This window comes from Seonamhaeicola sp. ABD4_340, from assembly GCF_056312135.1.
This window is the reverse complement of the sequence record NZ_CM149981.1, coordinates 2,746,315-2,759,346: the sequence shown is the minus strand read 5'-3', so window position 1 is coordinate 2,759,346 and position 13,032 is coordinate 2,746,315. Positions and strand designations below refer to the sequence as shown.

Annotated in this window: 12 protein-coding genes; 7 read left to right on the top strand and 5 right to left on the bottom strand. The window is 31.9% G+C overall.

Going from position 1 to position 13,032, the window contains the following annotated elements:
• The first annotated feature begins 19 nt into the window (after positions 1-19).
• From ACYX4H_RS11955 to moaA, 4 genes are all read left to right on the top strand, one after another.
• Positions 20-463 carry a molybdenum cofactor biosynthesis protein MoaE gene (locus ACYX4H_RS11955; protein ID WP_476236507.1) on the top strand — a complete coding sequence of 148 codons (444 nt, stop codon included), beginning with the start codon at positions 20-22 and terminating at the stop codon, positions 461-463.
• A gap of 26 nt (positions 464-489) precedes the next feature.
• Positions 490-774: a four helix bundle protein gene (locus ACYX4H_RS11950; RefSeq protein WP_476236506.1), complete on the top strand. Its 285-nt coding sequence runs from the start codon at positions 490-492 to the stop codon at positions 772-774.
• A 76-nt stretch (positions 775-850) separates the two neighbouring features.
• Positions 851-1,762, top strand: a complete 912-nt coding sequence (gene moaCB, locus ACYX4H_RS11945; RefSeq protein ID WP_476236505.1) for a bifunctional molybdenum cofactor biosynthesis protein MoaC/MoaB — start codon at positions 851-853, stop codon at positions 1,760-1,762.
• Positions 1,763-1,791: 29 nt separating this feature from the next.
• Positions 1,792-2,799, top strand: a complete 1,008-nt coding sequence (gene moaA / locus ACYX4H_RS11940) for a GTP 3',8-cyclase MoaA (RefSeq protein WP_476236504.1) — start codon at positions 1,792-1,794, stop codon at positions 2,797-2,799.
• A gap of 12 nt (positions 2,800-2,811) precedes the next feature.
• Here the strand turns inward: moaA and ACYX4H_RS11935 are convergent, their stop codons facing one another.
• The 4 genes from ACYX4H_RS11935 to ACYX4H_RS11920 form a co-directional block, all read right to left on the bottom strand.
• Positions 2,812-3,183: an Hsp20/alpha crystallin family protein gene (locus tag ACYX4H_RS11935; protein ID WP_476236502.1), complete on the bottom strand. Its 372-nt coding sequence runs from the start codon at positions 3,181-3,183 to the stop codon at positions 2,812-2,814.
• Between the two features lie 214 nt (positions 3,184-3,397).
• Positions 3,398-3,790: a hypothetical protein gene (locus tag ACYX4H_RS11930; RefSeq protein WP_476236501.1), complete on the bottom strand. Its 393-nt coding sequence runs from the start codon at positions 3,788-3,790 to the stop codon at positions 3,398-3,400.
• A 267-nt stretch (positions 3,791-4,057) separates the two neighbouring features.
• Entirely contained in the window at positions 4,058-4,549 is a 492-nt protein-coding gene (locus ACYX4H_RS11925; protein ID WP_475296043.1) for a glycosyltransferase, read from the bottom strand.
• Positions 4,550-4,563: 14 nt separating this feature from the next.
• A complete protein-coding gene (locus tag ACYX4H_RS11920; RefSeq protein WP_476236500.1) occupies positions 4,564-5,757 on the bottom strand; it encodes a response regulator in 1,194 nt (397 codons plus the stop codon).
• 131 nt (positions 5,758-5,888) lie between these two features.
• Here ACYX4H_RS11920 and ACYX4H_RS11915 point away from each other — a divergent pair, with 131 nt between their 5' ends.
• The 3 genes from ACYX4H_RS11915 to ACYX4H_RS11905 are packed head-to-tail and all read left to right on the top strand — an operon-like array spanning position 5,889 to position 11,746.
• Positions 5,889-8,981, top strand: a complete 3,093-nt coding sequence (locus ACYX4H_RS11915; RefSeq protein WP_476236496.1) for a hypothetical protein — start codon at positions 5,889-5,891, stop codon at positions 8,979-8,981.
• Between the two features lies 1 nt (position 8,982).
• Positions 8,983-10,218 carry a hypothetical protein gene (locus ACYX4H_RS11910; protein WP_476236495.1) on the top strand — a complete coding sequence of 412 codons (1,236 nt, stop codon included), beginning with the start codon at positions 8,983-8,985 and terminating at the stop codon, positions 10,216-10,218.
• Complete coding sequence (locus ACYX4H_RS11905; protein ID WP_476236493.1) at positions 10,208-11,746, top strand: glycoside hydrolase family 2 TIM barrel-domain containing protein; 1,539 nt, start codon at positions 10,208-10,210, stop codon at positions 11,744-11,746. Before ACYX4H_RS11910 ends, ACYX4H_RS11905 begins: the two co-directional genes overlap by 11 nt.
• Here ACYX4H_RS11905 and ACYX4H_RS11900 read toward each other — a convergent pair.
• Positions 11,736-12,953: a glycosyltransferase gene (locus ACYX4H_RS11900; protein WP_476236492.1), complete on the bottom strand. Its 1,218-nt coding sequence runs from the start codon at positions 12,951-12,953 to the stop codon at positions 11,736-11,738. The genes ACYX4H_RS11905 and ACYX4H_RS11900 overlap by 11 nt on opposite strands.
• Positions 12,954-13,032: the final 79 nt, after the last annotated feature.

Sequence of the window (13,032 nt, the reverse complement as noted above, 5' to 3'; positions counted from 1 at the left end):
AAAAATAAAAAAACATAAAATGAGCGATAAAAAAATAAAAAACGTATTTAAACAAGGTGCTATTTCTTCTGAATTTATAGGAAATTCAATTTATAAACACCAAACAAAAACTAGCATTGGAGCACACAATATATTTTTAGGACAAGTACGCGCCGATGATATTGAAGGCAAAATAGTTTCGGCCATTGAATATACAGCCTATGAAGATATGGCCAACCAAAAATTTCATGAAATTAGAGAAGCGGCTTTTAAAAAATTTAACTTAACATGCATGCACATTTATCACAGTTTAGGCACTGTTAAAGCTGGTGAAATTTGCCTATTTGTTTTTGTATCATCACCAAGAAGAAAAGAGGTTTTTAAGGCTTTAGAATTTATTGTTGAAGCTATAAAAGCAGATGTTCCTGTTTTTGGAAAAGAAATTTTTGAAGATAAAACACATCAATGGAAAGTTAACAATTGATTATTGACTAATTATTATTTATTATTATGAAGGAGGCTTTAAAAAAAAGAACCAAAACTTTTGCTCATAATTGCATTAAAATTACCGAGTTATTTCCAAATAATTATTTAGCTAATCACATAAAAGCTCAGTTAATTAGATGCTCAACATCAGTGGCAGCAAATTACAGAGCTACTTGCATTGCACAATCGAAGCCTAGTTTCATTTCTAAAATAAGTATTGTTATTGAAGAAGTTGATGAATCAAATTTTTGGCTTGAATTTGCTTTAGATGAAAGCTTAATTTCAAAGGATAAAATAGAATTTCTTTAAAAGAATCTAGTGAATTAACTGCAGTCTTTATGGCTTAAAGAAAGACAGCAAGCAAGAAATAATCAATCTGAAAAATATGGTAGATATTACATTTAAAAACACAACATTAAGAACTGCCATTGCTCAGGCGGTAGTTGTTGTAAGCAAACCTGAAACTATTGAGGCTATTAAAAATGATACGGTACCAAAAGGCAACGTGTTTGCTATGAGTAAAGCAGCAGGATTGTTGGGGGTAAAACGCACGCCTGATATTTTACCAGATTGCCATCCGTTACCCATTGAATTTACAGGCGTTGAATACAAAATTAACGGACTAGAAATAACCGTACTTTTTACCGTAAAAACCATTTATAAAACCGGCGTTGAAGTTGAAGCTATGCATGGCGCTAGTGTGGTGGCTTTAAATATGTACGATATGCTAAAACCTATAGATAAAGGCATTGAAATACACGCTATTAAACTTCTTAAGAAGAGAGGTGGAAAATCTGATTTTAAAGACACTTTTAGAAACAATTTAACTGCAGCTGTTGTTGTTTGCAGTGATAGTATTTCGGCAGGAAACAAAGAAGACAGAGCAGGAAAAGCCATCATTGAAAAACTAAAATCTTGCAAGGTGTCAATTTCAGAATACGTTATAATTCCTGATGACGTTGAAGCCATACAAAACAAAGTTAAAACCTATGAAAACGAAGGTATAGACATGGTTATTTATACAGGTGGCACAGGGCTTTCTGAAAGAGATAATACACCCGAAGCTTTACTGCCATTATTAGACAGAAGAATTCCTGGTATTGAAGAAGCCATTAGAAATTTTGGGCAAGAACGTATGCCATTTGCAATGCTTTCTCGTAGTGTTGCTGGCACAATAAATAACACCTTAGTTTTAGCGTTACCAGGTTCTACAAACGGCGCTAAAGAATCTATGGATGCTATTTTTCCTTCGGTATTACATGTATTTAGAATATTAAAAGGCGCCAGACATGATTAATTTTTAATATTGATTTTGAAAAATTTAATATGACCAAAAATTCAAAAATATTACAAGATTCCTTTGGTAGAATGCATACCTATTTGCGTATTTCATTAACCGAAAGGTGTAATTTACGCTGCACCTATTGTATGCCTGCAGAAGGTGTACAATTATCTCCAAAAAGTCATTTAATGACCTATGAAGAAGTTTTTGAAATAGCAAAAACCTTTGTTGATAATGGTGTTACAAAAATTAGATTAACCGGCGGCGAACCCTTTGTTAGAAAAGATATACCCGTAATTTTAGAAAAATTAGCATCACTACCCGTTGAGCTATCAATTACTTCAAACGCTGTGATTATTGATAAGTTTATTGATGTTTTAAAAGCTAATAACATTCATAAAATAAATGTTAGTTTAGATTCTTTAAACAAAGAAAAATTCAGCCACATAACCCTTAGAAATCAGTTTGAAAAAGTTTACAATAACATTCATCTTTTAGTTGAACAAGGTTTTACCGTTAAAGTAAATGCTGTTTTAATTAAAGGTTTTAATGATAATGAAATTATTGATTTTATTGAATTCACCAAAGATTTACCTATTTCTATTAGGTTTATTGAATTTATGCCTTTTGATGGTAATAAATGGGATTTAAGTAAAATGGTATCATATGCCGAGGTTATGCAAAACGTAAACAACACGTACAAAAATAACGATGTTGTAAAACTTAAAGATGCCGCTAATGATACTGCTAAAAACTATAAAATAAAAGGCTACAAAGGTAGTTTTGCCATTATAAGTTCTGTAACCAACCCGTTTTGCGATAGCTGCAACAGGCTACGCTTAACAGCCAACGGACAAATAAAAAACTGTTTGTTTTCAGCAAAAGAATCAGATTTACTTACAACGCTACGCAATGGTAAAACTATTGAACCTATTATAAAAAAAGCGGTTCTTGCAAAACTTAAAGTTCGTGGCGGAATGGATACCCTTAAAAAACTACAAGAACCGCAATTACACGGTAAAAACAGAAGTATGATTACTATTGGTGGATAATTCTTAATTATCTCATTTCTTATACAAATTAAAACTTAAAGTCTCGTTGTTATAATCTACCGAAATTTCATTTTTAATAGACTTTTTTGGTAAAGGAATATGCATTTTAAACAAAGCAGAAGGATAACAATACGCATGCTTTTTGCTATTAGATGCTTGTGTTTTTAATGTCTCTTTTTGTGTGGTAACAACCAAATCTTTTTTTGTAACGTAAAACCTAAAATCGTCTTTAATGTATCCGGGAATTTTAAGTTTATACTGAAAACCAAAATCTGTTTCTAATACATTTAATGGGTTTTTAGTTTGTTGTTTTGTGTTGTGAATGGTAATGGAACTTTTTCTTTTTTGTGGTTTTTGAATTGTTAAACTAGATGCAGGTGTCATAATTGTTAGGAATTACAGGTTTTTTGTGCGTTTTATAGAAAATAGAATAGAAAAGGATATCTATCTAGCTGAAGATCAAGACTGAATATAACACAAAAAACACACAAATACAATTACTCAACCAAATTTCATAAAAAAACTATCCGCCCAATATTAATGCATAAGTGCAAAAATAATGAACGGATAGCAAAATAAAACGCTATTAATTAGGCTGCTATACTACCATATAATTCTTAATGATATGGTCATAAACCGCTTGTTCTTTTTGATATTCTTTAATTCTTAAGAAATAAGTAGATCCATGAAATGAAATCCTTCTTAAACTATTTAAAACTGGTAAATCTTTAATATTAGTTCCGTTAATTTCTATACCATGATTTAACAGGAACGCTACTTCATCGGCATGACTAATACCACTATCATCAGGCAAAAACGTCATTTGTTTCTCCCTTAAAGCTGTTTTTTTAGCATGCTTTTCTTTAAAAAAATTCTTTATATTTTCTAATAAATTATTGTCCACAAAATCAAATTCTAAATTCTCTAAATATTCTTTAATGCCCACTGACATTTTTACATCGCCTGTATCTGTTGCAAAGTTCTTTTTCATAGCATTTTATTATTTACGTTTTATATTACAAAGATACAGTACAACAAAGGGCTGCCTTTATGTTTTTAGGTGAATGAAACTAATGTGTAGACGAGCTGTTAAAAACTAAGGAAAATACGTTTGAGCATGCATTTCATCGATTATTGAAAATGAAACTGGAATGCTCATAATAGTAAAAAAAAGAGGCCTCACATTTCTGTAAGGCCTCAGTGGTTGTCAATTGATTTAAAAAAATCAACTTACCAATAAACAAAAAACACCATGCTATTAATTCTCTATTTGATTAAAACTATAATCATTAACTTTTATATGTAATACATTTAGGTATTGTAACACTGAAAAAATATTTTTTACTGTAACCCTTGTATTTTGATTGCTTTTTAACACGCTTAAATTATGCATTATAACGCGTTGTTTATTTTTATTTAAAGCTGCTAATATTTTATTTAAATGCTGTATATTACTTAAATTATTCACATTTATATAACCTATATGCTTTAAAGTACCTGTATTTAACAAATACCTTGCGCCTGCTTTATTTGCTGCTTCTAGAGCTTGCTTTTTCTTTATATCAACAACGGTTATTTGAGACTCAAACACATCCTTTAAATCTAACAGTTTTTCTAAAGTTGCATCTTCACTTCCGTTATTTACTAAGCACAACTCAAAACTATTTGCTATACTTAATAAGTCATTAAAAAATGAATTATTTAAGTTGGTTTCGTTGTTATTAAAAATAATTATTACACCTATTTTCATTTCCTCTTTTTAAATTAAGAGTGCATCGTAGTGTATTCAACTTGTTGGTTTTTATATTTTTTTAAGTTTTTTTTACGGTACACCCAAGCTATTTGCCCTAACTGCATTACTATTTTAATTGAATCTTTCATTGATAGCTTTGATCCATCGGCATGTATCCAACGTTTTAAAGGTTGTTCGCATATTAGGCTTTTTGCCTTTTCAGTACCAAAATAGCCTGCCATTCTTTTAAATATTTCTACATCAAAAATCCATTGCGTTACAAATTTTTCTTTGAATGAAATTTGAATGACATCTTTACTAAAAATTTTGGCGCCACATTGCGTGTCTTTAAAATTCATACCTAAAATTTTTCTTATTATATAGTTAATGGTCATACTAATAATTTTACGAGCAGATTCTTTGGTAATGTTTGCTCCCATTCTACTAATTCTAGATCCACTAACTATTTTAAAGTTTGAATTTTCAATGGTTGTTACTAAATCATCAAAATCAGATAAATCTGTAGACAAATCGGCATCAAGAAAACCTATATAATCTAAATCTTCTTTTTTAGCCATGTGTAACATGCCAAGTCTAACCGCTTCTGCTTTACCACCATTTTTTTCACAATCGTACACGGTAATAAAATCTTCTCGCCCTTTGCGTAGGTTGTTTAAAACTTCTAACGTACCATCTTTACTTCCGTCATTAACAAAACATAAATGGTAACCTGTGTGTTTTTGTATATAATCTGTAAATTCTTTACTTAATAAACGTTCTTCTTCATTATAACAAGGTATTACTACCCCAACACAACGTTGTTGTATTACCGCGTTTGACGAAACATTATTAGCCACCACAACATCTGGTTGCCCTATTAAACGTTTTATTCTTGCTGTAATTTCGTTTAAACTTAAAGGCTTTTTCATGTAATCACTTATACCTAAATCAAAACCTTCAGTAATAATATTGTCTTGTGTATTACCTGATAAAACCATAATTTGAGTATCAGGATTTTTAGAACTTCTTATGTATTTTACTATTTCTAAACCAGAAACATAAGGCATATTTATATCAACAATTACTAAGTCTGGATTAAAAGAATCAAATGTTGAAAGCCCTTTTTTGGCTTCAGTTTCTATTTTTACATCATAACCTAATTCTTTTAATCTTTTTTCTAGTGGCAGTAGCACTAGTTGCTGATCATCAATTGCTAAAATTTTCATGACTTGGGAGTTTTGTTGTTTACGGTGTAAAAATACTATGCGAAGTCTCAGAAAAATTTTAATTTAGCTAAAGTCTAGATTTAGTTTAGACGAATGACCGATTTGTGTAGATAAACAAAATTTTATTACTATTGAAAACCGAAAAAACCAATACACTTTTAATTCTTGCTTTAATTGTAGGTATTGCGTTTCATGGGTCGGCAATCTTTTTTACTTTAGAATATACTTACGACGCTTTAATACATTTATTTTTTGCAGATAGCTACGCCGATAGTTGGTTTGACCCTTGGGAATACCGCTGGTACACTGGGTTTACAGTGCAATCTTACCCGCCATTAGTACACCAATCAATTGCATTATTATCATATATTGGCGGCCTTAAATTTGGAATGTACACAGTAGCCTTGGTAGGTATTGTACTCTTTATTACGGGTGCTTATAGGTATACTTTATTAATGACTGGTAGCCGCCGAATTGCTGGTTACGGCTCTGTTTTAGCTGTGTTTTCATCTACTTTTGTTGAAACACTTCATATTTTTGGTCAATTACCCAGCATTGTAGCCCTATCTGTATTAATGCACTCTATGGTAGAAATTTACCTATATATAAAAACAGGTAAACTAAAATATTTTTTAACATCGGTTTCAATGCTGGCTGTTACTGTTACTTGCCACCATGTTACGCCTATTTTTGGTATGGTTTTCTTTTTAGCGCCACTTATTGGTATGGTAGTAATGGATGCCTCTAGAGAACAAGTAAACTCATATAAAGAACTTTCTTTTAAAGTATTTTGGCGTACTACACTTAAACACTTTTGGCGTATTGCCACCTTTGGCGGTAGCGGTTTGTTTTTAATTGTGTTTTGTATTTTTCCGTATTGGTACAACTCAAAACGCAACCCCATTACCCAAGTACCAATACCACATGGCTCTAGAGATAATTTTTTAGAAGTAACCTCTTCGGGTTTAGTGTTTTTTATGATTCCTTGGGGTGTATTACTCTTTATTCTACCCTACTTTTTTTACAGATATTACAGTAAACGTTACCTTTTCTTTGGTTTATCATTCACTATGTTAACCATTTTAGGAACTGGCGGTACTACTCCTGTACCTTTAATGCTTTTAGGCGAAACCGCTTTTAATATTTTAACTTTAGATAGATTTACGCTTTGGGCAACCATTATGGCTTTGCCTATTTTTGCCGAATTTGGTTATCGTATGGTTGAAGGCGATTTAAAAACCCTGGTGCAAAAAAAGTTTGGTGAAGTTTATCATAGAGTATTGGGTGGTTTAATTGCAGGCGGCATGCTTTTTATGGTGCTATTCACCATGACTTTGGGTTATTTTAGGCCATCGCAACCGGCACAAATTAATATGCTACCTATTGTTAACTTTTTAGGAGCCGATTCTCACGACTCTTGGCGGTATTTACCTTTAGGCTTTGGCGATCAAATGGCGTGGTTATCTGCCCAAACTAATGCTATGACTGTAGATGGAAACTACCATTCTGCAAGACGCCTACCCGAACTTACCACACGTGCCATTGAGCGTATTGAAAACTCAAAATTTAGAGGTGTTGAAGGCATAGGCTCTCTTCAGCAATTTTTAACCGTTCCCGAAAAATATAATTTAAAATACATTTTTTCAAACGATAAGTTTTATGATCCCATTTTATACTACTGCGGTTGGCAACGTTTACAACAGCTAGAAAATGGCATAATGGTTTGGGAAAAACTTAATGTGGCGCCAATACCACAAATAATGCCTAAACAAGATGTTCCAACTGTTATGAAAATAATGTGGGGCATCATTCCTATTTCAACCGTTTTGATTGCCTTTTTTATTAACATTCAAATGATTTGGATTCGCCTGTTAAAATCTAAAAAAGTTGAAAAATCGCCGTTTAAATCTTTTGAACTTCAGTATAAAAAATTTCCATCTAAACTTTTAATATTCTCTCATTTTTGGGCCGTTATTGTATTAGCATGCATTGGTTATGGCATGTATTTGTTTTATATAAAAAACACCACACAACTATCTCCTAAAAATGTTTTAACCGCTTATTATGACGCCTTAGATTTTAAAGAGTTTAACCGCGCCCACTCTTATTTAGATCCCGATAGCAATGTTACCATTGCGCAATATATGCTTGAAGTATCTGTAACCGATGGTATTTTAAGCTCGTATGCAAAAATGGATTCTCTTGGTATTGAAGTGTTTGATGTTACTAAAAATAGTGCCAAAGCTAAAGTTGCTACAAACTGGATAACGCCTTTAGAAAAAGTACAGCACACCAATTACCACGAACTTGTTAAACAAAAAGGCAAATGGTATATTAAACCTTCAAAATTTGATAATGATATTCCGCCAGATCAATTATTTACACAAAACACAACCACTTTTTACAACCACGGAAGACGCAAAATAACCACGCAAGAAACCTACCATGAAGATGTGTTAAAACAACCTGTTTTAGAAATTCTAACGGCTAAATTAGTTAAAAATAAAGGGCAATACAGTATTATTGGCGAGCTACAAAATGTAGATAACTCGCCTGCCGATGTTGTTATAAAAGCCACTTTGTATAATGATAACAATAAAGAATTAGCAAATTACAACGCTAAACACCATATTAAGCACAAATTAATGCCAAAAGAAACCACAACTTTTAAAATTAATTTTGAAGGTATTGCGTGGTCATCAACTAAAGATACCATACCGCCAACGTTTAATCCTGATGAGTTTACACCATTAAATTTTGAAGAACAGCCCACAAAGTTTAACCTTCAATCTGCCGGAAATACTGCCAATACAGATTTATATAAACAAGTAGCCTTACAAAGTTTAGAATTTACAAACCAAGGCATTAATGGTGTTTTGTTTAACCATGGCGTGCAAGAAGTTACTATTCCGCAATTAATTGTATCGTATTACAATGAAAATGCCGAATTACTTTGGGTAGACCACAAGTTTATTCCAGAAGGCGTGCGTATTCAACGCAAACAATTTTTTAATTATAAACCTGTAAGTTTAGATAGTTTAACCGTAATTAATAGTAGTTTAGAAAACTGCTACGTTAACGGCTTACCCAATAAAGCAGTGGCCGAAAAAGTACTGCCACAAAGAATTTATGACCATGGCCCTAGCCAAATGCAACCATACAAAGGTAATGGTTATGCTTTTATAAAATTTGAAATTAACAGTTATATTGGCAACCCAAAATAGTATGAAATTAGGTTTTATTATAGCGCTATTTTTGTGTATTGGTTGTTCTTCAAAAAAAGAACAATTAACTGAAAGTGTACAAAATCCTGAAGTTTCATTACAAACAACTCAAACAAACTTTATTGCAGGAAACCCCATTAATTTAAAATTTAAAACTTCAAATAATAAAGCACCATTAAAACTTCAACTTAAAAATGCTTTTGGTAGCGTTATTATAAAAAAAGACACTACCAATACAGCATTTGTTTCTTTTAATATTCCGAAGAATTACTGCCGATTAGCAGGTAATTTACATTGGAAATTATTACACCAAAACACAATACTTCAAAAAGGTAAATTATTTATTGAAACCAATAAAAAAAACAAAACGCATGTAGAAACCTATTTTGGGCCACGAAGTATAACTGCAGGCTATGATGACTACTCTATGCTAACCATTGCACCAACCGATATTTATGACAACCCAGTTGATGACGGCACGCCAGTAACTGTAAAATATCAGTTTCAAAAAAATATAAACCAAACTAACATTAAAACAAACAATTTTATTGCCTGGTACAACGTAAGGTCTACTACAAAATCGGGCAGAATTTTAGTAACTTCAGAAAGTAACGGTACAACATCAAAAGAATTAACAACTATTGTATTTCCTTCAAACGCTAAGAACTTTAAAATTTCGGCAACAAGCGCCCATAATTATGCCGATGGTAATCAAATTATAACATTTAAATCTGATATTATAAAAGATAAATACGGCAATACAGTTAGTGATGGCACCTTGGTGAATTTTATTATAATAGATGAAAAAGGTTCTTATTTAAACACCGTTGGCACCACAATTAGTGGTATAGCCGAAGCTAGAACACTTCACCCAGATTATGCTGCTAAATGGACTATTAAAGCCTTTATAACAGGCGCCGCAGAGAGTAACACTATACATTTTAATTTTGAAGCAGCTATAAAAGATTTTCCCGTACATTTTTATGAAAATAACAGAAAACTAGTTATTGGCCCTTTTAAAAGCTTTATGAAACAGTTGGTACCCGATGGTATTTTAGTACAAATTGAAATTTACAATAAAAACGGTAACTTTATTGAAACGAAAAAAACAACAACTAAAAATGGAGTAAGTAGTTTGTTTTTTGAAACGCAATTTTTACCCAATAACACGTATGTTTTTAAAATAAAAGCAGCAGGTATTACTAAAGAATACTCAAAAACTTTACATGGCAATTAAATTAAACAAAACACTTTACAGAACTGTTTTAATAGCAACATTTGTTGCTGTAAATGCCCTTATTATTGCGGGTATTGGATCTATTTTAGCCTTTATGAATACTGGTGCAGACCGCACATCTATGCTACACTTAGAAGTGCCCATGGCCGATGTTTACAAACCAAACTTAACTTGGATTGACACCATAAACCCTGGCAGACCCATGGATAAACAAGCTTTGGGTGAAATTACAAATGATTATATGAATGCGTGGCATGTTAGAAATATTGCTTACAAAAAAAATGACCCTTACGGCGTTAATGATTTTTACACCGATAGCGCTAGAGTTAGAATTTTTGAAAACATACACCTTAACAAAGCCAATAACAATTGGTACAAAAGAACCACTTTAAAACACAATACAGATTTAGATTTTTACAGTGCCGATGGTACCATGGTTGTGTTTAAAGATTATGGCGTTGAACAATACCAAGAAATTTATGAAAATGAAAATTTAATTTTAAGCGAAAAAGACACAACAAGCTACCAAGTAATGATGTTGTTAGAAGATGGCTTTTGGCGTATTAGGCATTTAAAAGAAATACCAACACCAACAACCGATACAACACAAACAGAACATAGAAATATTGCTAAAAAGTTAGCTAAAACAAAACATATTAAAGGCCTAAATTATTACCCAAAAGATTCTCCTTGGGACACGTTTGGAAAAAAATTTAACGACAGTATTATTAATGCCGATTTTAAAATAATTAATAAAATGGGATTAAATACCATTAGAATTTTTATTCAATATGAAGATTTTGGTAAAAATAATGTTGAGCCCAAAAAACTAGAGCTTCTAAAACGGTTATTAGATATTGCACAAAATAACAAAATAGATGTATTAATTACTTTGTTTGATTTTTATGGTGATTATGATGTATCTAACTGGACACTAACACACAGGCATGCCGAAGCTATTGTTAATGCCGTAAAAAATCATCCGGCGTTATTAGGTTGGGATATTAAAAACGAACCCGATTTAGATTTTGATTCTAGAGGAAAACAACGCGTTTTAGCTTGGTTAGAACAAATGCTAATTAATATAAAACAATGGGACAAAACACATCCTGTTACCATAGGTTGGTCTGCCCCAGAAGCTGCTACAAATCTATTACCTCATGTAGATTTTGTATCATACCACTACTACCGCAATATTGATGATTTTTTAGTGGCACATAATACTTTAGCTAAAAGCATTAATAACAAACCTTTAGTTTTACAAGAATACGGTGTTTCATCATACAAAGGATTATGGAATCCGTTTGGAAATAATGATGAAGACCAAGCTGAGTTTCATAAAAAAACTCAAAACATTTTTAAAGAAGAAAACATACAGTTTATGTTTTGGACACTTTATGACTTTAATAAAATACCAAAGGAAGTCGTGGGCAGACTTCCTTGGCGTAAAAAAGTGCAAGAGCACTTTGGTTGCATTGATAAAGATGGAAACCTTAAACCATCTTTCCAACATTTAACTAAACAATAACTTCTTTTCCTTTTATAATTTTATCTGGAGATTTGCGGGCAATAATACTTTTAAATGTGTTTAAATACATTTCAGTAATTTGAGACATTGGGTGTGCTGTTGCAGCTTTATAATTAGCTTTACCAAGTGTTACTCTATAATCTTCATCGGTTACAATTCTTTCAATAGCTACTGCTAAACTCTCAACACTTGTTGGGTTAAAAAATTCACCTCTATAACCTTCATCTTGAACTAACAAGGCTAAATCACCTAAATCTGGCATTACTACTGCTTTACCATAGCTTCCTGCTTGGTGCAACACACCAGAACTTCCTGTGGTTGATGTATATGGAAATACTACAACAGTACTTTCATTAAACAACACAGGCACTTCTTCTTCTTCAACATAACCGGTAAATCGTAACTTTGGCACATGTTTATATTTATCTTTTACACCGGCTAAGTAACCTGGTACATTTGGGTTATCTGTTCCTGCTATAACTACTTCTAAGTTTAAGCCTGTTTTGGCGCGTACTTTTTCAACAGCTTCAATCATGCCTTCTACTTTTTTATAGGTACCAAACTTACCAAAAGTCATGATTTGTTTGGGGCCATCGGGTATTGCATAATTTGGTTCTTCTGGTATTTCAAAAGTTCCGTGAGGTATTAATTTAACATTGTTTGCTTTATATTTTGCTTGTAAAATATCAACGTATTTTTGCATGGTTACAGCAACGGTATCTGCTTGTAAAATTAAACGCGTTAGTGTGCTTCCAATAAAACCATAAATTTTCTGCATTAACTTATTACTGGTAAAACCTGCACTACCTAAATCTACTTCTTCAAGTATATTATGCAATAATACTATATTTGGTATTCTTTTAAGTTTACAAACTAACGGTAACATTAAACCTAAGGCAGCAGCTACTTTTTTATCGCCAAATTTCATAAACTGTAAATTAAACAATACAGCATCTGGCTTTTCTTGTTTTATTGCTTTATTAACACTTAAAATATTTTTGTAGCTGTTAAATTCCCAGCATTCTTTAATTGTAATTTTACAGCCATTAGTATTAAAATTAAGATCCTTTTCTCCTTCAGTTTTGTCTGTTAACAAAACTATTTCATTTATATCTTCTTTTTGGGTAAAGTGTTTTACTAAATGGTAGGCGTACTCGTTTAAGGTTACTTTACTTGGCGGATACGCTGTTACAATTGCTAATTTCATAATTAATAGTGGTTTTATTTATTGTAAAATTGGGACTTATATATTTAATAATGTGATAGATTTAGATTAGGTAGCTTTT